This window comes from Rhodococcus sp. OK519, assembly GCF_003051005.1.
Classification (GTDB): domain Bacteria; phylum Actinomycetota; class Actinomycetes; order Mycobacteriales; family Mycobacteriaceae; genus Prescottella.
In genome coordinates, this window is record NZ_QAOW01000001.1 from 748,239 (window position 1) to 773,603 (window position 25,365).

The 25,365-nt window shown below is 69.5% G+C and carries 20 protein-coding genes; 10 read left to right on the forward strand and 10 right to left on the reverse strand.

The window, feature by feature from the left end; translation table 11 throughout:
- Window position 1 precedes the first annotated feature (1 nt).
- Window positions 2-1,510 carry an Ig domain-containing protein gene (locus C8K36_RS03575; protein ID WP_107983029.1) on the reverse strand — a complete coding sequence of 503 codons (1,509 nt, stop codon included), beginning with the start codon at window positions 1,508-1,510 and terminating at the stop codon, window positions 2-4.
- 234 nt (window positions 1,511-1,744) lie between these two features.
- On the opposite strand from C8K36_RS03575, the gene C8K36_RS03580 reads away from it, so the two are divergent.
- A complete protein-coding gene (locus tag C8K36_RS03580) occupies window positions 1,745-2,716 on the forward strand; it encodes a R2-like ligand-binding oxidase (RefSeq protein ID WP_107983738.1) in 972 nt (323 codons plus the stop codon).
- Between the two features lie 55 nt (window positions 2,717-2,771).
- Window positions 2,772-3,845 (forward strand): hypothetical protein, encoded by a 1,074-nt coding sequence (locus tag C8K36_RS03585; RefSeq protein WP_107983030.1) that lies wholly within the window; start codon window positions 2,772-2,774, stop codon window positions 3,843-3,845.
- Here the strand turns inward: C8K36_RS03585 and C8K36_RS03590 are convergent.
- Entirely contained in the window at window positions 3,818-4,333 is a 516-nt protein-coding gene (locus tag C8K36_RS03590; protein ID WP_258195008.1) for a GNAT family N-acetyltransferase, read from the reverse strand. The two genes, C8K36_RS03585 and C8K36_RS03590, sit on opposite strands and share 28 nt — an antisense overlap.
- A 32-nt stretch (window positions 4,334-4,365) precedes the next feature.
- Complete coding sequence (gene rsgA / locus C8K36_RS03595) at window positions 4,366-5,454, reverse strand: ribosome small subunit-dependent GTPase A (protein WP_107983032.1); 1,089 nt, start codon at window positions 5,452-5,454, stop codon at window positions 4,366-4,368.
- A gap of 348 nt (window positions 5,455-5,802) precedes the next feature.
- Between rsgA and C8K36_RS03600 the strand changes: the two genes are divergently transcribed.
- Both C8K36_RS03600 and C8K36_RS03605 read left to right on the forward strand, forming a co-directional pair.
- On the forward strand, window positions 5,803-6,852 hold the full coding sequence (locus C8K36_RS03600; RefSeq protein ID WP_107983033.1) for an alpha/beta hydrolase: 1,050 nt from the start codon (window positions 5,803-5,805) through the stop codon (window positions 6,850-6,852).
- Between the two features lie 113 nt (window positions 6,853-6,965).
- The gene (locus C8K36_RS03605; protein WP_107983034.1) at window positions 6,966-7,316 is read left to right on the forward strand and encodes a PLD nuclease N-terminal domain-containing protein; all 351 of its coding nucleotides are present in this window, start codon (window positions 6,966-6,968) and stop codon (window positions 7,314-7,316) included.
- 7 nt (window positions 7,317-7,323) lie between these two features.
- Here C8K36_RS03605 and C8K36_RS03610 read toward each other — a convergent pair whose 3' ends face one another.
- From C8K36_RS03610 to C8K36_RS03620, 3 genes are read right to left on the reverse strand one after another with little or no spacing between them, the layout of a single operon-like run.
- Window positions 7,324-9,102: an NTP transferase domain-containing protein gene (locus tag C8K36_RS03610; protein ID WP_258195009.1), complete on the reverse strand. Its 1,779-nt coding sequence runs from the start codon at window positions 9,100-9,102 to the stop codon at window positions 7,324-7,326.
- A gap of 45 nt (window positions 9,103-9,147) precedes the next feature.
- The gene (locus tag C8K36_RS03615; RefSeq protein WP_107983036.1) at window positions 9,148-9,444 is read right to left on the reverse strand and encodes an MGMT family protein; all 297 of its coding nucleotides are present in this window, start codon (window positions 9,442-9,444) and stop codon (window positions 9,148-9,150) included.
- A gap of 9 nt (window positions 9,445-9,453) precedes the next feature.
- Window positions 9,454-10,230: an alpha/beta hydrolase gene (locus C8K36_RS03620; protein ID WP_181319343.1), complete on the reverse strand. Its 777-nt coding sequence runs from the start codon at window positions 10,228-10,230 to the stop codon at window positions 9,454-9,456.
- Window positions 10,231-10,286: 56 nt separating this feature from the next.
- On the opposite strand from C8K36_RS03620, the gene C8K36_RS03625 reads away from it, so the two are divergent.
- Window positions 10,287-13,610 (forward strand): ATP-dependent DNA helicase, encoded by a 3,324-nt coding sequence (locus C8K36_RS03625; protein ID WP_107983038.1) that lies wholly within the window; start codon window positions 10,287-10,289, stop codon window positions 13,608-13,610.
- Window positions 13,607-16,996, forward strand: a complete 3,390-nt coding sequence (locus C8K36_RS03630) for an ATP-dependent helicase (RefSeq protein WP_107983039.1) — start codon at window positions 13,607-13,609, stop codon at window positions 16,994-16,996. The genes C8K36_RS03625 and C8K36_RS03630 overlap by 4 nt, the downstream gene beginning before the upstream one ends.
- A gap of 9 nt (window positions 16,997-17,005) precedes the next feature.
- On the opposite strand, the gene C8K36_RS03635 is transcribed toward C8K36_RS03630, so the two are convergent.
- The gene (locus C8K36_RS03635; protein WP_107983040.1) at window positions 17,006-17,401 is read right to left on the reverse strand and encodes a DoxX family protein; all 396 of its coding nucleotides are present in this window, start codon (window positions 17,399-17,401) and stop codon (window positions 17,006-17,008) included.
- Window positions 17,402-17,545: 144 nt separating this feature from the next.
- On the opposite strand from C8K36_RS03635, the gene C8K36_RS03640 reads away from it, so the two are divergent.
- Both C8K36_RS03640 and nudC read left to right on the forward strand, forming a co-directional pair.
- On the forward strand, window positions 17,546-18,613 hold the full coding sequence (locus C8K36_RS03640; RefSeq protein WP_107983041.1) for a potassium channel family protein: 1,068 nt from the start codon (window positions 17,546-17,548) through the stop codon (window positions 18,611-18,613).
- A gap of 42 nt (window positions 18,614-18,655) precedes the next feature.
- On the forward strand, window positions 18,656-19,558 hold the full coding sequence (gene nudC, locus C8K36_RS03645) for an NAD(+) diphosphatase (RefSeq protein ID WP_107983042.1): 903 nt from the start codon (window positions 18,656-18,658) through the stop codon (window positions 19,556-19,558).
- A gap of 4 nt (window positions 19,559-19,562) precedes the next feature.
- Here the strand turns inward: nudC and C8K36_RS03650 are convergent, their stop codons facing one another.
- Window positions 19,563-19,787 carry a mycoredoxin gene (locus tag C8K36_RS03650; protein WP_107983043.1) on the reverse strand — a complete coding sequence of 75 codons (225 nt, stop codon included), beginning with the start codon at window positions 19,785-19,787 and terminating at the stop codon, window positions 19,563-19,565.
- Between the two features lie 125 nt (window positions 19,788-19,912).
- On the opposite strand from C8K36_RS03650, the gene C8K36_RS03655 reads away from it, so the two are divergent.
- Window positions 19,913-22,075, forward strand: coding sequence for an ATP-dependent DNA helicase UvrD2 (locus tag C8K36_RS03655; RefSeq protein WP_420910837.1), 2,163 nt, complete (start codon window positions 19,913-19,915; stop codon window positions 22,073-22,075).
- A gap of 493 nt (window positions 22,076-22,568) precedes the next feature.
- Window positions 22,569-22,901, forward strand: a complete 333-nt coding sequence (locus C8K36_RS03660; protein ID WP_107983740.1) for a WhiB family transcriptional regulator — start codon at window positions 22,569-22,571, stop codon at window positions 22,899-22,901.
- Window positions 22,902-22,989: 88 nt separating this feature from the next.
- Here C8K36_RS03660 and C8K36_RS03665 read toward each other — a convergent pair whose 3' ends face one another.
- Both C8K36_RS03665 and C8K36_RS03670 read right to left on the reverse strand, forming a co-directional pair.
- Window positions 22,990-24,333 (reverse strand): ABC1 kinase family protein, encoded by a 1,344-nt coding sequence (locus C8K36_RS03665; RefSeq protein ID WP_107983044.1) that lies wholly within the window; start codon window positions 24,331-24,333, stop codon window positions 22,990-22,992.
- A gap of 7 nt (window positions 24,334-24,340) precedes the next feature.
- A complete protein-coding gene (locus C8K36_RS03670; RefSeq protein WP_107983741.1) occupies window positions 24,341-25,234 on the reverse strand; it encodes a hypothetical protein in 894 nt (297 codons plus the stop codon).
- Window positions 25,235-25,365 lie beyond the last annotated feature (131 nt).

The window sequence follows — 25,365 nt, forward strand, 5'->3', positions numbered from 1 at the left end:
ATCAGGGCGTGGAGGGGGACTCCACGGACATGACCGCGGACTTCACCAGGGCGCGGGCGAGGCCCATCGGCAACGTCGAGAGATTCAGTGATGTCGTCGAACCGGACGGTGCGGGTTCTGGTGGCTGCGAGACTTCGAGGGTCACCGGAAGATCTGCCTTACCGGCGCTGTTGGTGGCGGTGACGGTGAATGTGAATGTCCCGGCCTCGGTGGGGGATCCGATGAGGACGCCGGCCCGTGACAGCGTGAGCCCGCCGGGAAGGTCACCGGAGCTGACGGTGACGGTCGGCGCAGGGTAGCCGCTCAGGGCGAAGCGGTATTCGTACGGCTGGTTGACCTGGGCCGTGTCCGGGGTGCCGGTGACGGTGGGGGTCTGCTCGACGTCCTCACTCAACCAGTGCACCCGGGTGTCGACGCTGTTCGTGAGCCGCAACTCGAATCTGACGCGGCCGGCCGTCGTGGGCGTCCCCGCGAGGAGTCCGTCCGGGGTGAGAGTGAGTCCGTCGGGCAGTTCGGTGCCTGCGGCGAACACCGGCTTCGGGTAGCCGGACGTCTCGAACCGGTACTCGAACGGTTCCCCGACCCGCATCGTCGGCATGTCGTACAGGTTGATCAGCTCCGGATGCTGCAGCACCTCCATCGTCACCGGATGGTCGACGATCCCGGTCTCGTTCGCGGCGGAGACTGTGAACAGATACTTGCCGCCGCGGATCGGCATTCCGGAGAGTTCGCCGTCGTCCGACAGTTCGAGACCGGCGGGGAGTTCGCCGCGGGTGAGGGAGACAGTCGGGGTGGGGTAGCCGGTGGTGGCGAACCGGTACCGGTAGTACCGATACTGCTTCGTGATGTCGGGGGTGCCGGTGATGGTGAGCCTCTCGCCGACCGTCGGATCGAACCGGTACGTCTTGTCACCGGCGCTGTTCGAGAGTTGCACCGAGAAGTCGGCCGGACCGACTCGGGTGGGGGTCCCGGAGAGGAGCCCGTCCGGGGAGAGGGTGAGCCCGCGGGGAAGGACGGAGGTGTTGCGGAACGTCGGCTTCGGGTATCCGGTTGCCTCGAATCGGAACTGGTACGGCTCACCGGCGAGCATCGGCGGGAGTGCCCGCTCGTTGGTCAACGCCGGACGCTGCCACACCGTCATCGTCACCGGAACCGAGACTTCGCCGGCCGAGTTGTAGGCAATGACGGTGAAATCGTATGTGCCTCCGGCGGTGGGTTTTCCGGCGAGGATTCCGCTGTTGATCAGACGGATTCCCGGAGGCATGTCATTGTCGGGGTCGAGGCGGAACAACGGTGCCGGGGCTCCAGTGGCGGTGAACGGGAACCAGTAGTCCACCCCGACCGTGCCGATCGGCGGCGTCCCGGACACTGTGGGGAGTGTCGGCCTTCCAGTCACGGCAGGGTCGGCGCCCGCGGGCACGGCGGCCAGTGTCAGGGCGACCGCGAATACGGTGGCGAACAGTGTGAGCCTGCGTATCCAGGCCCACCGCGGTGTCGCGGTGGTGTGCATGTAAACCGTCCTTGATAGTGGAGACGGTTCCGACGTGCAGGGTGGTGGAGCGCACCCCGACGTGCGTAACCGAGCGAAACATAGCTTGGAAGCCAGGCAGTTTTGCGAATCTTCACCGGTTTGTCGGTTTGCAATTGTTTGCACACCGATGTGCACGAAGTGTGGTCCCCGTGCCGGGTCGCGCACTAGCGTGAAAAGTGAACGTCGGTGCCGACGAGGAAGCAGGTGTCCGAGATGACCGCGACATCGGTCGACAGGCAGGGATTCAGTTCCATTCGGCGGGGCGGACTCAACTGGGACGCCTTCCCCCTCCGGTTGTTCGTGAAGGGCAACGCCAAATTCTGGAACCCGGCGGACATCGACTTCAGTCAGGACGCCGAGGACTGGCAGTCGATGAGCAGCGAGGAGAGACGCGGCGCGACGTATCTGTGCACGCAGTTCATCGCGGGCGAGGAGGCCGTCACCGAGGACATCCAGCCGTTCATGAAGGCGATGGCCGCCGAGGGCCGGTTCGGTGACGAGATGTATCTGGCACAGTTCTGCTTCGAGGAGAGCAAGCACGTCGAAGTGTTTCGGCGGTGGATGGACGCGGTCGGTCTCGACGGCGACCTCCACGAGTACGTGGCCGAGAACCCGCACTACCGCACCCTTTTCTATGAGGAACTGCCGCGCTCGCTGGGGGTCCTCGAGACGGACCCGAGTCCCGCCAACCAGATTCGAGCCTCGGTCACCTATAACCACGTGATCGAGGGCAGCCTCGCGCTGACGGGCTATTACGCCTGGCAGAGGGTATGCACCGAACGCGGGATCCTGCCGGGAATGCAGGAACTCATCCGCAGGATCGGGGACGACGAGCGGCGGCACATGGCGTGGGGCACGTTCACGTGCCGCCGGCACGTCGCGGCCGACGACAGCAACTGGGATCTGGTGCAGCAGCGTATGGGTGAGCTTCTGCCGCACGCGCTCGACATGATCCAGTGGGTCAACGACCAGTTCGAGGAACCACCCTTCGGTATCGAACCGCATGTCTTCCTCGAGTACGCCGCGGACCGTGCGCAGCGCCGCCTCGGCGCGATCGAGTCGGCACGGGGCCGACCAATCGAGGAGATCGACCTCGACTACTCGCCGGAGACACTGGAGGACACCTTCGGAGCGGAGGATGCGGCGGAGTTCGCGGAGGTTGCCGCGGACCCCGCGGCCACGTGACCCACGCCTCTGTCTCAGAGATCGCTCACATTCCGCGGCTAGCGTTCGCGGATCTATGAGCGAACACGAAATCTCCCGTCGCAGAGTCGCCACCCGCACGGTCGTCGCACTGTTCGGCCTGCTCGTCGTTGCCGTGGTCGGCCTGCTCGTCGTTGCCGTGGTCGGCGTGGTGTCCTACCTCACCATGTTTGCCGACGACGCCCGGCCGGGAGCCGACCCTGCCACGTCCCTCGAGGCGGGGCCCGCGGTCGAACCCGGCGCGGACGCCCTCGCTCAGGCCCGCCGCAGTCTTCAGCAGACGAGCCTGCCGCTGTCGCTGCTGAACGGTGGCATGAACCAATTGGTGGATGGCGGCCGCCAACTCGACGACGGGGCCAATCAGCTCTCCGCCGGGCTCGGCCAGGCCAGGGACGGCGCGCACCAACTGTCCGCCGGACTCGACGAATTGTCCGGAGGCGTAGGACAACTCGGCGACGGCGCACAGCAGATCAGCGGTGGCGTCGACGAGGTGGTGGGCCGCCTCACCGGCCTCGGCGACGTGCAGGGCCAGGTCACCGGATCGCTGCGCCAGGTGGCGGCGGCACTGTCTGCGTCTGCCGACCCGGTGTCGCAGGCCGCGTCCGCACGCGTGAACGATCTGGTCGTGCAACTCGACGCGGATGGACTCGGGCCCGATACCCTCGGCCAGCTCGGAATGCTGAAGGACGGCGCTCGACAGCTGTCGTACGAGCTCAGTGACCCGTCGGCCCAGTTCGTCAGCGGTGTCGGCCAGATCTCGGACGGTGCCCGGCAGCTGAGCGACGGGCTGGTGCTGCTCGACGACGGTGGCAGGGCCCTCGCCGACGGCACCGGACAGCTGGTCGACGGCACCGGGCCGATCACCGGTGTGGTCCAGGGCCTTTCGGCGAACGTGTCGGACGCGTCGAAGGCGCTGCCATCAGCGCAGTCGACGGCGCCGGCGCCTGGGGCGGCTGCAGAACTGCAGGCCACCCCCGACACCGACGCCGACCGGACCCCGGCACGGGTCTACGTAGTCGGTGCGCTCGCGCTGCTACTGGTGGTTGCGGCGACCGCGTACGGGTTCTTCGTGCTGGGCCGCCGTCAGATGTCGCCGAAGGCCGCCGCGTAGCGGATGGCGCCGCTCGGAATCGGGCGTCCGTCGAGGGCAAGCACCATGAGCGCGTCGTCGGGGACCTCGACGTTCATCCGGACGCCGTGCTCGGACGCGCGGACGAACCCGAACCTCGGGTAGTAGTCCGGGTGGCCCAGAACGGTCACGAACTGCTCGCCCCGCTCCTTCGCGGACTCGAGGACCGCACGGATCGCGGCCGAACCGGCGCCGGTCCCCTGATACTCCGGGAGCACCGAACACGGTGCCAGACACAGCGCGGGGGTGTCGCCGATGTGGCAGCGGGTGAGTAGTGCATGCCCGACCGCCTTGCCGTCGTCGTTGATGGCGAGCATCGACAGCCCGTCGATCCATGCCGGATCCTCACGCAGTGCGTCGACGAGGTCGGCCTCCTCTGTGGTGTCGAACGCCGCCAGGGTGATCCGGCGGACCGACTCGATGTCGGCGGTGGTCTCGGGGCGGGTGGTCCAGTGTGGGTGAGCGTTCACGTGGTCTTCCGTTTCTGGGGTTCGGTCGGGTGTCAGCCGCGGCGGCCGCGGACACGATAGAGGGCCCTGATGTCGCGGGAGATGGCCTTGGCCGTCGCGGTTCGCTTGGCGGACTGCCGGGCATCCCCGCGCGACGCCTCCCATTCGCTCTCGCGCACCATTCTGCGGTAGCGGTCGAGTCGGTCGAGGCCGAGACGACCGTCGGTCACCGCGTCCTGGACCGCGCACCTCGGTTCGCTGCGATGCTCGCAGTCCCGGAAGCCACAGCCCCGGGCGAGTTGCTCGATGTCACCGAAGACGTGCTCGATACCGTCACCGACGTCGTGCAGGCCGATGCCCCGCACTCCCGGGGTGTCGATCAGTACGCCGCCACCGGGGAGTGGGAACAGCTCCCGGTGCACGGTGGTGTGGCGTCCCTTGCCGTCGGTGACACGGACGTCGTTCGTGTCCATCCGCTCGGTGCCGAGGAGAGCGTTCGTCAGTGACGACTTCCCGGCACCGGAGGGCCCGAGCAGAACGGTGGTTCCGGGTAGACGGCGCCTCAACTCGTCGATTCCGGTGCCGGTGCGGGAACTGACGGTGACGACGTCGACCCCGATTGCCAGCGCAGAGACCTCGCCAATCGTCGTTTCCGAATCACATTCGGCGATATCGGCTTTCGTCAGGACGATCACAGGTCGGGTGCCCGCGTCCCAGGCCAGCGCCAGCAGGCGCTCGATGCGGCCGGGCTTGATCGGTGCGGCGAGTGACGCGACGACGCAGACGGTGTCGACGTTGGCGGCCAGGATCTGGCGGCGTGACGTGCGATCCGCCGACGCGCGCGCGACGACGCCGCGTCGCGGCAGCAGCGCCACGAGCCGCGGCCCCGCGCCGGGTTCGAGTGCGGCCCAGTCGCCGGTGCACACCGTGTGCTCGGGGTCGGCGGTGGTGACTGCGGTGCTGTCGGCGCGCACCGCGCCGCCTTCGGTCAGGGTGTCGCAGAGACCGCGGTCGACCCGCGTGACGCGGGCCGGGACGAGTCCCCGCTCGGCGTGGTCGGAAAACGATCGGGCGAGCGTGTCGTCCCAGCCGAGTGCAGTGAGACCGTGGAGGGGTGAGCTAGTGGGGTGTGAGAAAGACAACGTGAGACCCTTCGGGGTGCGGGCCCCGTCCGAAGACTCGCTTCAACCCCGACAGGCGCGCAGCGCACACCGTCGAAAAAAGGGGTGGAGTCGACTCAGGCGGAGGCCCAGGACGTGAGGATGGTCCGGGCAGTGCCCACGGCAGTGGCCGTCACCGCAATCATCAACTCACCTCCTGATCTCACTGGAACACGAACGTTCTGACACGAGGGTAGCGACCGCGTCCGGTACTCCGCAATGTGATTTCTCCGATCGGGACACTCGCGGCGATTCGCTCGGTAGGGTCTGGCGTGATTCTGCGGTCCGGCCGGGTCGGGCTCGTTCATGTTCTGGGGGAGAGGGTTTCACATGAGGCATTCCAGGATCGCGTCGAAGCGACTGCTCGTCGCCGCGGCTGTCGCGGCCGTGATCCCGCTCGTCGCCGTCCCGGCAGCGGCGTCCGCGGGCGGTGACACCTCCGGTGGTGCGGCGGCGAATGTGGCGCGGACGTCCGGCGCCTACTTGGTGAAGTCCACCGAGGTATCCGACCGCAAGGTGACCATCTCGGTGTACTCGCCGTCGATGGACCGGAACATTCCGCTCGAGGTCATTCTCCCCGCGGACCGCAGCGCGCCGCGGCCCACGCTATACCTCCTCAACGGTGCGGGTGGCGGTGAGGATCGGGCCACATGGCAGCGGAACACCGACATCAACCAGTTCTTCGAAGACAAGAACGTCAATGTCGTGACTCCGCTCCAGGGTGCCTTCAGCTACTACACCGATTGGCAGAAGGACGACGAGAAGCTGGGCCGCCAGAAGTGGCAGACGTTCATGCTCGAGGAACTGCCGCCCGTCATCGACGCCGAGTTCGGGACCAGCAGGGTCCAGTCGATCGCCGCGATCTCGATGACCGGCACGTCGGTGCTCAACTACGCGATCGCCAAGCCCGGCTTCTACAAGAGTGTCGGCTCGTTCAGTGGCTGCGCCGAGACCGCCACTCCGGCCGGTCAGAGCTTCATCCAGACTGTGGTCGGGCTCCGTGGCGGAGTCGATGTCACCAACATGTGGGGACCGCTCGACGGGCCCGGCTGGGGGCAGAACGATCCCGTAGCCAACGCCGAACGCCTTCGCGGCACCGAGCTGTACATCACCACCGGCTCCGGACTCCCGGGTCCGCACGAGACCCTGGACAGCCGGGGGATCGACGGCCGGCCGGCCGCGCTCGCCAACCAGGCCATCGTCGGCGGCCTCATCGAGGCGGCCACCAACTACTGCACGCACAACCTCGCCAATCGCCTGGCCCAGTTGCAGATTCCGGCCACGTTCGACTTCAAGCCGGGCGGTACCCACTCGTGGGGGTACTGGCAGGACGACCTGCACAACTCGTGGCCGATGATCGCGCGGTCGATGGGGATCTGACACCCCGGAGAGACTCGATAGTTGCGCTACATACCTTCGAGTTGGTTTCATCGACGGGCGCGTGGCCGGGGAGCCACTGTGGGCGGGTCGAGTTTGGGGAGGGTCGGCGTCTCATGCCGTATCTGGGTTTGATCGTGATGGTCCTGTGGATCGTCTGTCTGGTGGATGTCATCGTCGCGGACGAGCACGCCGTGCGGAACATCCCGAAGGTGGGCTGGGTGATCGTCGTCCTGCTCCTGCCGTTGATCGGGTCGGTACTGTGGCTCGTCGCGGGTCGTCCCGAGGGCGGGTATGCGGCGCCGCGTCGTCCCGCCGCCCCGTCGGAGTTCCCGGAATACGACCGCCCGGGGAGGCAGTATGCGCAGAATTCTGCCGCCGATGAGGAGTTTCTCCGCCGCTGCCGGGAGCGTGCCGAGGCACAGCGCCGCGCCGGCCGCGAGCAGCGGAGCGCTCGGCCCGACTGACCGTAAGTTACTCGGGGAGAGAAAGCAGCTCGACGGTCTGGCCGTCGGTGGGATCGGGCGGGAGGAGCGCAAGCGCCTCCCGCCCGATCAGTCCGGCGAGGTGCGCGGTGCGAATCACCGTGTCCGCCTGCCATGTTCCATCCGCCCGTCGTGCGACGGGGACGATTCGCGTGACGTCTGTGCCTGCAGCGGCGGCGTTGGCGACGGGCCCGCGCGGCGGTATCACCGCGGTCCGGCCCGTCAACCCGTCGACGATCGCGGGCAGCATCGTCAGTAGCGTCGCGACCGCGGCAAGAGGGTTCCCGGGCAGCCCGAGTACGACACGTCCGTCGGCCAGGAGTGCGGTCAGTTGTGACCCACCCGGCCGGCACCGAACCCGTCCGACGACTATCCGGGCGCCGGCCCGCAGCAGAGCGGCGCGCAGTTGATCGGCGGCACCGCCGCCCGTCCCGCCCACGACGACGATCACGTCGGTGTCCCGTGTGTCCCGGAGTAGTGCGTCGAAGCCGTCCGCGGTGTCCCGCAGGTGGGTGTTCGACACGGTTCGAACGCTGCAGTGCCGCAAGATGTCCGGCAGTACCGGGCCGAGCGAGTCGCGCGTCTGACCGTCCTGCAACGGGCCGTCCCGGCGAATCTCGTCGCCCGTCACCACGACGTGTGCGCGCACCGGCCCGCGCACGGCGGCCACCGTGACCTCCGCGCTCGCCGCCGCCGACACGAGCGCCGGCGACACCGGGGTACCCGACTCGGCGAGATGGTGGCCGGGCTGCCAGTCCTCCCCGCGCCGCCGTGTGTCGTCCCGTACGGGAGTGTCCGGTCGCCGCACGACGAGCTTGCCGACGGAATCCTCTGCCACGTCGACGAACTCGTCGCGAATCACCGATGTCGCCCCGTCCGGGACCTGGGCGCCGGTGGCGATCCGCACGGAGTCGCCCTCGGTGAGGGCGAGGTCGGTGAACGATCCGGCGTACCGGACCTCTGTGTGTAGCCGCCACGGTCCCGGCCCGGCGACCGCGTAGCCGTCCATCGCCGAGACGTCGAACCGGGGCAGTGCCTCCGCCGCCACCAGGGGAGCTGCGAGGGTGGCACCGAGCGCACCGACGAGAGGTACCTCGCGGATCGGCAAGGGGGTGAGCGTGCTCCGGATGGCGGCGCGGGCCTCGTCGATGCTCATCGGCCCCGGGACGTGCGCGGCGCGGGCTCGTTCGACGTCGAGTGCGCTGTCGCAGTCGGCGACGTCGGGGCACTCCACCGTCAGGTACCGATCGGGCACGAGTGCCTTCATCGGCTGGTTCCGGGCATCGGTCAGTCGATCGAGACGCGCGGCCAGAGTCGCGCGGCGCCATACGGACAGCAGGAACTGCAACCGGCCCGATTCGTCCGCTGCGAACGCTGCCTCCGCGTCGGGATCTCGGATCAGGTTCGAGACCAGCGTGGCAACGGTCGTGCGATCGAGATTCGGCAGGTCGGCGGCGAGAACGACGACGAGCCCGTCGGGTGCTCCGCCCAGTGCCGCCAGGCCTGCGGCCAGCGCCGCGACGGGCCCGGACCCGGCGGGTGACTCCTGCGTCTGGGTGATCGACGGCGCGAGATCGGACCGGTGCGGTCCGACCACGACGACGTGGTCGCAGGCGACGACCGCGTCGAGAGCGGTGTCGAGCAGGCGCCGGCCCGCGACGACGAGCGCGGGCTTGTCGACGCCGCCCATCCGGGTCCCGCGCCCACCGGCGAGCACGATCGCGTCAATGTCCTCGCTGGGCTCGCCGGGCCGGCCGAATGTGCTCATGGGCCAATGCTGCCGCATCGATTGCGTCCGCGCGTGACCGCCGCGTCAGAACCGGTGGCGCGCCACGGACAGGTCCACCCGTCCGTCCCGAATGGGAACGCCCTCGAGTTCGAGTTTCGCCAACTGGCGGTGCGCGAGATGGGCAGTAGGGCGGCCCGACGCCCCCAGTACGCGGTGCCACGGCAGGTCGGCAGCGTCGGTCCGCATGATCCAGCCGACGGTGCGGGGGCTGGAAAGTCCTGCTGCCGAAGCGATGTCGCCATAGGTTGCGACGCTGCCGAGTGGGATCGACGCGACCAGGTCCCGGACCCGCTCGATCTGTTCCTCAGTGGTGGCGGCCACCTGACGTGCCTAAAGGAGTTTGCGGACGTACGCCGCGACGTCGTCCGGCTTGGCGTGGGCGACCATATGGTCGCAGTCGAGGTCGGCGAGGGTCAGGTCGGATCCCAAGTGCCCGGACAGCGCGGCCCGGAACTCGGGTGTCACATACGGCGGCTGCACGCGCAGTGCCTGCACCAGCACCGTCGGGATGCCCTTGGGCGGCAGAACGAAGCCGCGGGCCATCTCGCCCCACGACGAGACGACGGCGGGAATCGACATGCGCCAGCCGACGCGCCCGTTCTCGAGATCGACCAGGTGTTCGGCGAGGTCGGCGTCCAGGACGTCGGCGGGTACGTCGGCCCACGCGCCGTGCACCTTCTCCGAGCGTGCCTCCGCGGCATCGGTGTAGTCGGGGTGCGCGACGACCAGGCCGGCGATCCGGCTCATGGTGTCGGGGTCGAGGCCGAGGGCCGGATCGAGCAGCACGATGCCGCGGATCCGCTCCGGCACCGCCTGCGCGAGATGCAGCGCGATCGCGCCGCCGTACGAGTGGGCGACCACGACGACGGGGCCTGTCGCATACTCGTCGAGCACCCGGACGAGATCGGTGACGTGGGTGTCGAGGCCCCACGGCGGGGTCCACGGCGAGCGGCCGTGACCGCGAAGGTCCGGGGCGATGATCCGGGTGTCGCGCAGTTGGTCGGCACCCAGCGCCTCCCACCGCCGGCCGTGTCCGGTGAGCCCGTGCAGGGCCAGCACCTCGGGTGCTCCGGGCGTGCCGAACAGGTAGGTGTGGAGACCGCGCATGCCGTCCACTATGCCGGATGCGACGGGTGTCGGACCCGTCTGGTGAGATTCCCTGTATGACGGAAACCGGCACCCGAACTCGATCGTCGGCGCCGTCTGCGCGGCTCGTCGGACGTCGGGGCGTGTCGCCGTCGCTGCGGACCTGGGCCGCCGATCAGGCACGGGTGCTCACCGGCGCCCCACCCGGCAGGGGCTGGCATCCGTGGCAGATCCTGGGCGGGCCGGGAACCGGAAAGACCGCGCTCGTCGTCGATGCCGCGGTCGCCCGGATCATTGCCGGCGAGGATCCCGAGTCGGTGCTCGTGCTCGCCCAGTCGCGGCGCGCGGCCACCGCGATCCGTGAGCAGATCACGGAGCGACTTCTCGAAGCCGAACGCGACCCGGAGGAGGGCACTTCCGCGGTGCGTCCGCGCGCGACGCGCGAACCGCTGGTCCGGACGGTCCACTCGTACGCGTTTGCGGTGCTCCGGTTGCAGGCCGCCGCGCACGGCAACCCGCCGCCGCGGCTCATCACCGGTTCCGAACAGGACGCCGTGCTGCGCGAACTGCTGCGCGGCGACATCGCGGACGGCGGAGCGACGTGGCCTGAGCGGTTGCGACCGGCGCTGGGGATGACCGGATTCGCGGTGGAACTGCGCAATCTGATGCTGCGGGCCAACGAGCGCGGGCTGGGTCCCGAGGACCTGATCGACCTCGGGCACGCCCACGACAAGGCCGAGTGGGTCGCGGCAGGCATGTTCGCCGCCCACTACGAGCAGGGCATGCTGCTGCGCGGCGCGGTCGGCATGGAGGCGCCGGAGGCGACGGCAACCGCGCTCGACGCCGCCGAACTGATCAGTGCGGCGCTCACCGCGTTCGCCACCGATCGGGATCTGCTGCACCGCGAGCGCCTTCGGGTCCGGCATCTTCTCGTCGACGACGCGCAGCACCTCGATCCGCAGGCCGCGCAGTTGGTCCGTCTGATCGGCACCGGGACTGCGAGCACCACGATCGCCGGGGACCCGGACCAGTCGATCTTCGCGTTCCGCGGCGCCGACCCGACGTTCCTCACCGGCCTCGCCGACCGCGGCGAAGCGGCGCAGGTGATCCTCGACACCAACTTTCGGGCCGCTCCGGCGGTCGCGCGGGTGGCGGCGCAGATTGCGGGCCGACTGCCCGGCAATCCACCGCATCGCGGGGCGGCGGTACCCGTCACCGACGACGACTCACTCGGTCGCGCGGTGGTGCGGGTGTTGTCGACTCCGGCCAAGGAGGCGGCTCTCATCGCGGACACCCTGCGGCGTGCGCATCTGATCGACGGTGTCCCGTGGTCGGACATGGCGATCGTGGCGCGGTCGGTGCCGCGGGTGCTGCCGCCGCTGCGTCGTGCGCTGCTCGCGGCAGGTGTGCCCGTCACCACCGCCGCGAGCGAACTACCGCTCGCGAAGCAGCACGGTGTCGCCGGCCTGCTCTCCGCCATGCGCGCCCTGGTCGGCGGCGAGTTCACCGGCGAGGATGCGATCGCTCTGCTCGCGGGTCCGATCGGTGGCGCCGAACCGGTGAGTCTGCGGCGGTTGCGGCGTGGTCTACGACGGGTGGAACTGGCGTCGGGTGGTGACCGCGATTCGGCCGAACTTTTGCGAACCATCATTGTCGACGGATCCGATGCCGACGGTGTGGCGCACCTGCTTCCGGGGCTGACCGACGTCGAATCACTATCGCTACGAAGAGTTCTCAAGGTGCTCCACCGGGCGCGTGTGCCGCTGCAGCGCGGGCGAGGAATCGAGGAGGTGCTGTGGGCGGCCTGGCAGGCGACGGGTCTCGAGCGTCGCTGGGCGGCGGCCTCGGCGTTCGGCGGTCCGATCGGCGCGCAGGCCGACCGTGACCTCGACGCGGTGGTCGCCCTGTTCGATGCTGCCGCCAACTATGTGGACCGGTTACCCCGAGCGCAGTTGTCGGGGTTCGTCGACTACCTCGTGGAGCAGGAGATCCCGGGCGCGGCCAGGATGCGTGCGGTGGCGTCGCAGGAGACGGTCACGGTGCTCAGTGCCCACTCGGCGGCCGGCCGACAGTGGCGGGTGGTCGTGGTGGTCGGCGTCCAGGAGGGACTGTGGCCCAGTCTCGGTGCGCGGGGCACGCTGCTCGGCACCGAGGAGCTGATCGAGGTCACCAGCGGTGTGGGCGAGATCGACAAGACGTTGTCCCGGACCGCGCCGCTGCTCGCGGAGGAGCGGCGTCTGTTCCTGGTGGCGTGCAGCAGGGCCCGTGATTCGCTGCTCGTGACTGCCGTCGATTCGTCGGGTGGCGACACCGAACTGGTGCGGTCACGATTCGTGGACGATCTGCTCCGCGGCGACGACGACGTGGACCTGGACGAGGTCGCGCCCGTCGCCGACGACAGCCCACGTGTGCTCGCGCTGCCCGCGCTCGTCGCGGAGCTGCGCAGTGTGGTGTGCGATCCCGATGTCGCCACCGACGATCCCGAGCGGCAGCAGCGGGCAGCGCACCAGTTGGCGCGGCTCGCGGACGCCGGCGTCCGGGGCGCCCACCCCGACCAGTGGTACGGCACGGCCGAGCCGAGTTCCGATGTGGGACTGTGGGATCCGGAAGACGGTCCGGTGCCGCTCTCGCCGTCGACGATCGAGCTGATCGCCAACTGCCCGCTGCGGTGGATGCTCGAACGGCACGGTGGCAGCAACGGTGACAACACGCACGCGATCGCCGGGACGCTCGTGCACACGCTCGTGCAGGCACTCGCGGGGCACATCCCCCCGGATCAGGTCGATCGCGCTCTCGAAACTGCTTGGGATTCGGTCGATCTGGGATCGGAATGGTTCTCGCGGCGTGAACTCGAGCGAACCCGGGGCATGCTCGACAACTTCGCCGACTGGCTGCGCGGCACCAGATCCGAGCTCACCGAGGTCGGTGTCGAGGTGGCGGTCGACGGCGTACTCGAACCACGCGTCGAAGGTGACCCCCAGGTTCGGGTCCGCGGTCGCATCGACCGGCTCGAACGGGACCCGGACGGCCGACCGGTGATCATCGACGTCAAGACCGCGAAGGCGGCCGTCACGAAGGACCAGGCGGAACAGCACGCCCAGTTGGCCGCTTACCAGGTCGCGGCGTCCCGCGGCCTGATCGACGGGGAACCCGCATCGCAGCCCGGCGGTGCCCGGTTGGTGTTCGTGGCCAAGCCGCACAAGAAGGAAGGCGCCACCCAGCGGGTGCAGCGGCCACTCGACGACGAGGGTCTCGCGCTGTGGGAGAACGTGATCCACGATGCGGCCGCGGCCACTCGGGGGCCGAGCTATCTGGCGCGGATCAACGACGGATGCAGACACTGCCCGGTGCTCTCGAGCTGCCCGGCACACGACGAGGGACGGCAGGTGACCTCCGAATGAGTAGTTCGCAGAGCGGGCGCCGCGTGAGCCCGGCCGAACTGGCCGCGGCGCTGGGACAGGAGTATGCGCCCACCGCCGAGCAAGCCGCGGTCATCGAGGCCCCACTCGGGCCCACTCTCGTCGTCGCCGGCGCCGGAGCGGGCAAGACCGAGACGATGGCGGCACGCGTCGTGTGGCTCGTCGCGAACGGACTGGTGGACCCCGAACAGGTTCTGGGCCTGACGTTCACGCGCAAGGCCGCGCAGCAGCTCACCGCCCGGATCCGCAAGCGTCTCGCCACGCTCGCCGGGTCCTCGCTGGTACGGGATCTCGACCCCAGTGGCGGGCTGCGGTCCCGGATCCTCGGCAGCGAACCGGAGGTCGGCACCTACCACGCGTACGCCGGACGGCTGCTGTCCGAGCACGGACTGCTGCTGCCGATCGAACCGTCCGCGACACTGCTGTCGGAGACCGAGCTGTGGCAGCTGGCGTACCGCGTCGTCAGTGCGTGGGACGGCGACCTCGACACCGACCGCAACCCGGCCTCGATCACCGAGTCGGTGCTGGCGCTGTCGGGTCAGCTCGCCGAGCACCTCGTCGAACCCGCCGACCTGCGCGAGGCGCACACCGAACTCGACAAGCTGATCCACACGCTCCCGGCCGGACCGAAGCAACGTGGCGGACCGTCGAAGACGCTGCTCGATCTACTCGAGGTGCAGCACCAGCGACTCGACCTGTTGCCGCTCGTGCAACGGCTGGCCGACACCCTGCGCCGCGAGGGCGCCCTTGATTTCGGCAGCCAGATGTCGCTGGCGGCGCGGGTCGCGTCCGAGCATCCGGAGGTGGGCCGCAGCGAGCGCGCCCGGTTCCGCGTGGTGCTGCTCGACGAGTACCAGGACACCGGGCACGCGCAGCGGGTGCTTCTGTCTTCGCTGTTCGGTGGCGGCGAGGACGCCGGTCTGGCTCTCACCGCAGTGGGCGATCCCATGCAGTCCATCTACGGCTGGCGCGGCGCGTCCGCGGCCAACCTGCCGCGGTTCGCCACCGACTTCCCGCTCGCTGACGGAACTCCGGCACCCAAGCTCGAGCTGCTCACGAGCTGGCGTAATCCGCCCGAGGCGCTCGAGCTCGCCAACATGGTGTCGGAGCCGTTGCGGGACAGAGGCGTCGAGGTCAGCAAGCTACGGGCACGGCCCGCGGCGGTGTCCGGCGACGTCCGTCTCGCCCTGCTCGACACAGTGGAGACGGAACGGTCGTGGGTGGCCGACCGGATCGCGGAGCAGTACGAGGCGGCTCGAACCAGCAGCAGGAAGGTGCCCACTGCGGCCGTGCTGGTGCGACGCAACGCCGACGCCGCCCCGATCGCGGAGGAACTGCGTGCCCGGGGCCTGGCGGTGGAGGTGGTCGGTCTCGGCGGCCTGCTGCACGCCCCCGAGGTGGCCGACGTCGTCGCGATGCTGCGGCTGGTGGCCGACCCGATGGCGGGGAGCGCCGCGGTGCGCGTCCTGACCGGTGCTCGCTGGCAGATCGGTGCGGCCGACATCCGGGCCCTGTGGAAGCGGGCCGGCGAACTCGGCATCCGCTCGGGGTACGGCACAGCGGGCGCGGTCACCGACGCGGCGGCGCTCGACGACGCTCTCGGCGACGCGATGCCGGGGGAGCAGGCCGAGCAGGCCGGCCTGGCCGACGCACTCGCGGATCCCGGACCGGCACATCGCTATTCGGAGGCCGGGTACGTGCGCATCTGCGCGGTGGCAGCCGAGTTGGCGTCACTGCGCGAACGGCTCGGTCAGCCGCTCACCGAGCTGGTGGCCGAGGTGGAGCGCGTGATCGGGATCGGCATCGAGGCGCAGGCACGGACCCGTCAGTCGGAGGTCGGCGGAGCCGGCCGTGAGCACCTCGACGCGTTCGCGGATGTCGTGTCCGGCTACGCGAACCGGACATCGGCGACGCTGACCGGGCTGCTGTCGTTCCTCGCCGCCGCCGAGCACGTCGAGAACGGCCTCGCCCCCGGCGAGGTCGAAGTGGCCCCCGACCGTGTGCAGGTGCTGACCGTGCACTCGGCGAAGGGACTCGAGTGGGAGGTCGTGGCCGTGCCGCACCTCGCCGCAGGCGTCTTCCCGTCGAGCCAGGCGTCGTCGACGTGGCTGGGGTCGGTGTCCGAACTGCCGCCCGCGCTGCGCGGCGACCGGGCGTTCCCCGGCGAATCCGCCGACGGTGTCCCGGTTCTCGACCTCGAGGACCTCTACAACCGCAAGGACCTCGAGGACGCGATCAAGTCCCACAAGGACGCGCTGTCCGCCCGTCGGCTCGACGAGGACCGGCGCTTGTTCTACGTCGCGCTCACCCGCACCGAGCGGGCACTGTTCGTGTCGGGCCACCACTGGGCCGAGTCCGGGTCGGATCCCAAGGGCCCGTCACCGTTCCTGCTGGAACTCGAGGAACTGGTGTCCGCGTGGGAAGGGCAGCGCCTCGGCGTGATCGACGTGTGGGCTCCCGCACCCGACGACGGTGCCGAGAATCCGCTCACGGCCACGCCGCGGTCGGCGCTGTGGCCGCGCGATCCGCTGGGTCGTCGCCGAGCCGACGTCGAGCGTGGTGCCGAGTCGGTGCGCGCCGCGCTGGCCGGGCTGGACAAGACTGCACAGGAGTCCGAGCCGTCCGAGGAGCCGGACGACGACCCGGACAACTGGGCGGCGGACGTGGACGCGCTGCTGGCCGAGCGGCGTGCACGCGGGCACGGTGCCGCCGATGTGGAACTGCCGGCGCAGTTGTCGGTGAGTCAGCTCGTCGACCTGGCCGCCGACCCCGATGCGCTCGCGGCGCGGCTGCGTCGACCGCTGCCGTTCCCACCGAATCCACTGGCACGCCGCGGAACCGCGTTCCACGCGTGGGTGGAGCAGCGGTTCGGGGCCACGCGGCTGCTCGATTTCGACGAGCTGCCCGGCGCTGCAGACACCGGTGTCGGTACCGAAACCGAACTCGCACTGCTGCAGGACGCGTTCCTGCGCTCGTCGTGGGCCGACCGTAGCCCCGTCGAGGTGGAGGTGCCGTTCGAGACGTCCGTCGCCGGGACCGTGCTGCGCGGGCGCATCGATGCGGTGTTCGCGGATCCGGACGGCGGCTGGACGGTCATCGACTGGAAGACCGGTGCCGAGCCGTCGGCCGCGAACGAACGCGCCGTGGTGATGCAGCTCGCCGCCTACCGGATCGCGTGGGCCGAACTGATGGCGGCGCGTCAGTCGCAACTGGCCGGGCGCCCGGTGGAACCGCCGCTCGACAGGGTGCGGGCCGCGTTCCATTACGTGCGCTCAGGGCGGACCATCGCGCCGGAGAACCTGCCCGACGCCGACCGGTTGGCTCGTCTGATCACGACGGCCGGCGCCGAGGATGCGCCGGACGCCTGAGCGGGCAGGTCACTCGGCGTTGCGGCGGGCCTTCAGTGCCTCGGTGACGAGGGGGATCTGCAGGGGGAGCCGCGCCACCGCGACCGCCTTGGCCGGCGTGGACGTGCGGTTCGACCGGAGCCAGCTCACCGCCATCTGCACGTTGGCGGGGAACACCGCGATGAACAGCGCGGCCGCCAGTCCGCCGCCGAGGCGCCGGGTACGCGGTACCGCGAGCGCGGTCGCCGTAGCGATCTCGGCCACACCGGACGCATAGGTGTAGGCCCGCGCGCTGCCGGGCAACGCGCGCGGCACGATCGCGTCGAACGGCTGCGGCCGAACGAAGTGGAGTGCACCCGCGCCGAAAAGCACTGCTGCGAGGCGGAGGGCGGGGGCCTGACTCAATCGATTCGGATGTGACGACATGCGCCCACACTGCCCGACACTCGTCGACTCCGCCACAGTTCGCGCCCGTTTCCCGGTGCCGTTCCGTGAATGCCGGATCCACGGTTAGGCTGCGAGCCGACTGCGTGAACGACCAGTCGGAGCAGAGGAGATGGGGACCAGTGGATGCCCGGTAGGTTGAGAGCGCGGTTCGGGGCCTCGGACGAGCTGACGGATCGGCCGGATTTCACTCTGGTCGGCGTGCTCAGGGTTCCGGAGATGCAGACCAGCCCCGCCCGAGCGATCGCGCGCCGCGTCTCGTACGCCCTCGGCGCACTGGCGCTCGCGGTGCTGGTCGTCTACATCGACCGGGACGGCTACCGGGACGCGCAGGAGAACCAGCTGTCGCTGCTGGACTGCATCTATTACGCGACGGTGTCCCTGTCGACCACCGGCTACGGCGACATCACCCCGATCACCCCGGAAGCGCGCCTGATCAACGTCCTGGTCATCACGCCGCTTCGAGTCTTCTTCCTCATCGTCCTGGTCGGTACGACGCTCTCGGCACTGACCGAGAGTTCCCGCCAGGCATTCAAGATCCAGCGTTGGAGGCACCGCGTGCGTAACCACACCGTCGTCGTCGGATTCGGCACCAAGGGGCGCACCGCCATCGACGCGATGCTCGGTGACGGCATCGTGCCCTCCGACATCGTCGTCGTCGACACCGATCAGGTGGTCCTCGACACCGCAGCCGCCATGGGTCTGGTGACCGTGCACGGCTCGGCCACCAAGTCGGATGTCCTGCGACTGGCGGGGGTGCAGAACGCGGCGTCGATCATCGTCGCCGCGAACCGCGACGACACCGCCGTCCTGGTGACGCTCACGGCCCGCGAACTCGCACCCAAGGCGAAGATCGTCGCGGCGATTCGCGAGACCGACAACGCGCACCTACTTCGGCAGTCGGGCGCCGACTCGGTGGTCGTCTCCTCGGAGACAGCTGGACGACTGCTCGGTATCGCCCGCACGACGCCGAGCGTCGTCGAGATGGTCGAGGATCTGCTGACCCCGGAGGCGGGGTTCGCCATCGCCGAGCGCGAGGTGGAGCCGGAGGAGGTCGGCGGCTCGCCGCGGCACCTGTCGGACATCGTTCTCGGCGTGGTGCGCGACGGCCGACTGCTGCGGGTCGGCTCGCCCGAGGTCGACGCCGTCGAGGCCGACGACCTTCTGCTCTACATCCGGCGCGTCACCAACTGATCGAGATCGTCGCGGCCGTGCGGTCGCAGTAGGGTCGTTCCCGTGCCGCATTTCGAACTGACCGAGACACCGCTGCTTGCCCGCGCCGCCCTCGATCGGGCGGAGGAATTGCGCTCGGACACCGAGGCGTTGCGCACGGGGTGGGCGGACGCGTTGCTGTTGCGCGTCAATTCGCGTGGGCAGGTGCGGATCTCCGACGGCGACCTCGTCCTCGAACCGGCATCGACGCTGGACGACGAACCCGCGACCGGTGCAGTCTTCCTGGGGCTGCGCGATGCGCGCCACGTGTGGGCGGTGCGGGTGCCCGCGTTGACCGGTGAGCTGGGCGATCTGCGGATGGTCGGACACCGGCTCGACGAGTCGAGTGCCGGACTGTTGACAACAGCTGTGGCGCTGCTCAATTGGCACGACCACGCGAAATTCAGTGCGATCGACGGGGCTGCGACGGAGCCGACGATGTCGGGGTGGTCCCGGATCAGTTCCAGCACCGGGCACGAGGAGTTCCCGCGCACCGATCCCGCGGTGATCTGCCTGGTGCACGACGGCGGCGACCGGGTGCTGCTGGCGCGGCAGCCGGCGTGGCCGCCGCGGATGTTCTCGGTACTCGCGGGATTCGTCGAGGCGGGGGAGTCGCTCGAGACGTGTGTCGTGCGGGAGATCAAGGAAGAAGTGGGTGTCGACGTCCGCGACGTCCGCTACCTCGGCAGTCAGCCGTGGCCGTTCCCTCGTTCGGTGATGATCGGCTTCTCGGCGGTAGGCGATCCCGCCACCGCGTTCGAGTTCGCGGACGGCGAGATCGCCGAGGCCCATTGGTTCACCCGCGACCAGATCCGGGCGGCGCTCGATGCCGGCGACTGGACGTCGCGATCGGATGCCGATCTGCTGCTGCCCGGTTCCATCTCGATCGCGAGAGTGATGGTCGAGTCCTGGGCGAAGGCCGACTGAGGAGCTAGAGTCCCAGGGCCTTCTTGACCTGCGCCAGGCTCGGATTGGTGGCGGTGCTGCCGTCCGCGTACTTGACGGTGGGCACGACGTGGTTGCCGCCGTTGACGCTGCCGACGAAATCGGCGGACGCGGGGTCCAGCTCGATGTCGACCTCGGCGTACGAGATGCCGTTCTCGTCGAGCTGCTTCTTGAGGCGTCGGCAGTAGCCGCACCACGTGGTCGAATACATGGTCAGGGCGGGGGCTTCGGTAGTCACGGCGCATATAACACCACGATCGGTCGGTCCTGTTCCCGCACGGGCCTACGTCACACCGGGGCGGGTGTGATCGGCCCGTGTCGGTGCGTCCTGAGAGTATGGACAGCATGTCAGCGGATGCCACCTCGGAAACCCGGCCCGACGAGGGTTTGGATCCGCAGCAGTCTGCAGCCGTGCTGGCACCGCGCGGCCCGGTGTGTGTCCTTGCGGGCGCCGGTACCGGTAAGACACGCACCATCACGCGGCGGATCGCGCACCTCGTCGCCGGTGGACACGTCTCCGCGGGTCAGGTGCTGGCGGTCACGTTCACGGCCCGTGCGGCCGGGGAGATGCGCGGTCGGCTCCGCGGCCTCGGCATCGGCGGGGGCGGCGCGCAGGTGCAGGCCCGCACGTTCCACGCCGCGGCGCTGCGGCAGCTGCGGTACTTCTGGCCGCAGGTGATCGGCGACACCGAGTGGCAACTGCTGGACCGCAAGTTCGCGATCGTCGGGCAGGCGGCGAGCCGGGTGGGGATGTCCACCAGCACCGACAGTGTCCGCGACCTCGCCAGCGAAATCGAGTGGGCCAAGGGTTCGCTCGTCGCGCCGGAGGACTATCCGGCCGTGGCGGCCCGGGCTCGCCGTGACATTCCGGCCGACGCCGCGAAGGTCGCTGCCGTCTACGCGGGATACGAGGAACTCAAGGCCCGCAACTACGGCGGCATGCTCCTCGACTTCGACGACCTGCTGCTGCACACCGCGGCCGCGCTCGAGGAGCACTCGGCCGTCGCCGAGGAGTTCCGTGACAGGTACCGCTGCTTCGTCGTCGACGAGTACCAGGACGTGACGCCGCTGCAGCAGCGCGTGCTGGATGCGTGGCTGGGCGACCGGGACGATCTCACGGTCGTCGGCGACGCCAACCAGACGATCTATTCGTTCACCGGCGCCACGCCGCGCTATCTGCTGGACTTCTCGCGCCGATTCCCGGACGCCACCGTCGTCCGGCTCGAGCGCGACTACCGCTCCACCCCGGAGGTCGTCTCGCTCGCCAACCGGGTCATCGGGGAGGCGCGCGGTCGTATCGCGGGCACCCGCCTGCAGTTGATCGGGCAACGGCCGTCCGGACCCGAGCCGACGTTCGCCGAGTACGACGACGAGCCAGCGGAGGCCGCGGCCGTCGCCCGGAAGATCAAGAAGCTCATCGAGCAGGGCGTCGAACCGGCCGAGATCGCGGTGCTGTACCGCATCAACGCGCAGTCCGAGGTCCACGAGCAGGCGCTCACCGAGGCCGGCATCCCGTACCAGGTGCGTGGCGGGGAGGGCTTCTTCACGCGGCAGGAGGTTCGGCAGGCGATCAATGCACTCCGGCAGGTGGCCGGTCGTGACGATCTGCCCGACGGCGCCGACACCGGCGAGTCGCTGGTCACGTTGGTCCGGGCGGTGCTGGTTCCGTTGGGGCTCACCGACGCCGAGCCCACCGGTGCCCAGGCTCGGGAGCGGTGGGGATCGCTCACCGCACTGGTGGCGCTCACCGAGGAGTTGCTCTCGCACGACTCACAGCTCACGCTCGCGGGTCTGCTCACCGAGTTGGCGGCACGCTCGGAGGCCCGGCACCCACCGGTCGTGCAGGGCGTCACTCTCGCATCACTGCATGCCGCGAAGGGGCTCGAGTGGGACGCCGTGTTCCTCGTCGGTCTCACCGAGGGCACGCTGCCGATCACGCACGTGCTCGGGGACTCCAAGTCGCCCGACGACCAGGACGGCATCGAGGAGGAACGCCGCCTGCTGTACGTCGGCGTGACGCGCCCGCGCGTGCACCTGGCGTTGTCGTGGGCGCTCGCGCGCAACGAGGGCGGACGCAAGTCCCGGCGTCGGTCCCGGTTCCTCACCAACGTGATTCCGGACGACTCACCGGCGTCGCGGATCGCCCAGCCCGCCCGGTCCGGCCGGCAGCGCCCGCGTTGCCGGGTCTGCGGGAAGCCGCTCATCGATGCGACGGCCCACACGCTCGGCCGCTGTGAGGGCTGCCCGTCGGACATCGATGTCGAGCTGTTCGAGGCACTCAAGGAGTGGCGACGGGAGACGTCGCGCGAGATGAAGGTGCCCGCCTACGTGGTGTTCACCGACAACACGCTCCAGGCGATCGCCGAGCAGCAACCCCAGGACGAGGGCGCGCTCACGGCGATCTCCGGGATCGGCGCCAAGAAACTGGAGCAGTACGGAGCCGACGTCCTCGCGGTGGTGCGGGGCGAGCGCTCGGCAGAGACGCTGGATCTGACCTGACGAGCGACCGGCGGTAAAACCGCAGGTCAAAAATAACTTGTGCGGTCCGTTGGGGTTGCATACCCTGGACTGCACGCCACGGGGTAAGACTCGTGTGCGGTAACTGTCGGACCGAGATGAGAGGGAGGTGGCAAAACGATGAACGGCTGGAACGCAACTGCAATGGCAGCAGCAGCGGCACGTGCATCGGTGCCCGCAATCGCTGGCGCTTACCTCCCTGCGGCCGCCCCGGTCGCTGCGAGGAACGCAGCGACCGCACCGCACGCAATTCGTCTGCGCGCAGCAGAAGCAGCAGCAGCCCCCGCATCCGTGGCCCGGAGTAGGCACCGAACTTCTCTTCGGTAGGCACTCCCGCCCATCCTCTCGAGGCCACGGATCGCAACTGCGAACCGTGGCCTTCGTGTTTCGAGCCCTTTGCTCCAGGCCTTCGACTTCGGTTCGTGTGACCACCGAAAGCCGGCGCCAGCCGCGAAACAGAACAGAGGAGAACGACGTGTCTACCGTGACATGCCGAGTACAGAACGAAACCAGCACCGTCTCCAGCGGATTGGCAGTCGTCGGCTCGGCACGCCCGGAGCTGCCCTGTCGGGCGGGAAACCCCGACCTGTGGTTCGCCGAGACACCAGCCGACCTCGAGCAGGCCAAGACGCTGTGCGGACAGTGCCCGGTGCGCAACCGGTGCCTGAGTGCCGCCCTCGACCGCGCCGAACCGTGGGGCGTATGGGGCGGTGAGATCTTCGACCAAGGAGTCGTGATCGCGCGCAAGCGGCCACGAGGCAGGCCTCGGAAGAATCCCGATCAACGCAAGGCGCTCGTGTGCGCCTGACCTGACAGTGGCCGAATGTCACGCGCGTTCAGTTGGACTGAACCCGTGTGGCATTCGGCCACATGTCGTGTACCGAACTGGTGGTGGACTACGCCCCGTCGAGACTCTCGAGGCCGACGGCGTCGTCGGAGAATCCCGGCAGCCATCGCGTGAGGATCGCCATGTACGGCGCACAGGCGTCGAGTTGGGCGCAGATACCGACCGATCCGAGGAGCACCCGGAAGATCATGAGGTACTCGGGCGGCAGGTTGAGGGCGCGGGCGGTCCGGAAGTGCGCGCCCGACAGGTCGGTCGCCGTCCCGGCGGCCTTCTGCAACCACGCGCGTGTGAAGTGGAACGACTCGGTGCGGATGGGGTCCGTGAACGGGCGCAGGTAGTCGGCGATCTCCTGATCGGTGACGGTCCGGCCGGGCAACACGAAACCGTTGGTGCGCAACAGTTCCGTCAGCTCGTCGAACCGTTCCTCGAGGCTGAGCCGGACCATGCGGCCGAGTACGGGGGGCAGCCCGTTCGGCATCGGGGCGGTGGCGCCGAAGTCGATGATCCCGAGGCGACCGTCGTCGTGCAGCATGAAGTTGCCCGGGTGCGGATCGCAGTGCAGCAATCCGACGCGGGCGGGTGAGACGAAGTGGAACTCGGCCAGCAGCGCACCGGCAGTGTTGCGCTGTTCCGTCGTGCCGCTCGAGATGATCGCCGACAGTGGGGTGGCCGACATCCATTCGGTGACGACGACCTTGGGGGCGCTCGCGACGACACGCGGCACCACGAACCGGGTATCCCCGCTGAACACCTTCGCGAAGGCCCGCTGGTTGTCGGCCTCGATGCGGTAGTCGAGTTCTTCCTCGGTGCGGGCGCTGAGCTCGTCGAGCACCGGCTTGACGTCGGTGCCCGGCATCACCGAGGTGAAGAGTCCGGCGAACCGGGAGAGGGTCTTGAGGTCGGCCCGCAGCGCCTCGTCGGCGCCCGGGTACTGGACCTTGACGGCCACCTCGCGGCCGTCCGCCCACACCGCCCGATGCACCTGACCGATACTGGCCGACGCCGTCGGGGTGTCGTCGAACTCGGTGAACCGGGTGCGCCACTTGGTGCCGAGTTGCTGATCGAGGACCCGATGGACCTGCTTCGCGGGCAGCGGGGGAGCCTCGGCCTGCAGTTTCGTGAGTGCCTCGCGGTACGGCTCGGCGAACTCCTCGGGGACCGCGGCCTCCATCACGCTGAGGGCCTGCCCGAGCTTCATCGCGCCGCCCTTGAGCTCGCCGAGCACGGTGAACAGCTGCTCCGCAGCCTTGGCTGCCAGCTGGGCGTCGATCTCGTCCCGATCGCCCCCGGCCAGCTTCCGCCCGAAGCCCATCGCCGCCCGGCCCGCGATGCCCAGCGGAATGCTCGCGAGCTTGGCGGTGCGGGCAGTGCTTCTGCGTGGGATGTCGGACACCAGACCATCATGGCGGAAGATCCGGGGTTCCGTCCAAGAAGATTGCGGAACGTGAGCATCCACACCGCGGGTTGCGAGGCCATTCCCGGACGACGAATCGGTGGGCGCCGAGGTCGATCTCCAGCGTCGCGTCCAGGCTGGCCGGTGCGGGGAGCGCGGCCCGTGCCAGCACCATTTCCAGCTGTCCCAGCGCGACGGCGGCGGTGGCCAGCACCGTCGCGGGGCTGGCATGGCCCACCCGGCCGAGCAGTTGCGCGGCCACGTGCGGCCACTCCTCGTCGGCGGCGGACCGCGTGAGATCCGCACACCGCAGACAGCTGGTGCTGCCCGGTAGGACCAGCGGGCCCACCACGCCGCGCCCGTCCCGCAGACGGACCGGCAGGTGCGGAATACGCGCCGCGACCAACGCGTCCACCAGGCGGGGATCGGCGACGAGGTCGTCGGTGAGGACGACGCACAGGCTGTTCCAGGTCGTCACGTCGGTGTCGGCGGTGAAGTGGGTGGATCGGGTGACCCGGGCCGGCCCCGCGACCAACGCGCTGGAGATCGCGTCGGCGAGAGGCCCCCGCCCATGGACCCGGATGGTCGGGACGTCGTCCGGGGGAGTCGGGGCGGGCCGGAGCACCCCGGCCTCCTCCAGTTCGCTCAGGATCGTCGAGATGTCCGCCGGTGCGATGCCGTGTTCGACCGCCCGCCACACGACGCCGGGCCGGGACGTCCGGCCGTCGAGGAGACCCAGAACGGAGACGAGCGCATGCGGATCCACCCTGGCGGGCGGGGTCAGGAGCATCGACGTCTCGGGATCCCACCCGATCTGGATGCGACCGCTGGGTCGGATCACGATGGGCAGCCTTGGGTCGAGGACGGGGCGTCGAAGTCGCGGCGCGGCAACCGGGGTCATGCGCCGACGATCCCATTCCGCACGCCGGCGCCCTGCCGGGAATTCGGGGTTGTCCACAGGCGGAAATGCTCGATGAGCTGGCCTTCTGGGTGCTGCGACGAAGTGGTTCGAAATCCGTGCGCGGCAGTGTC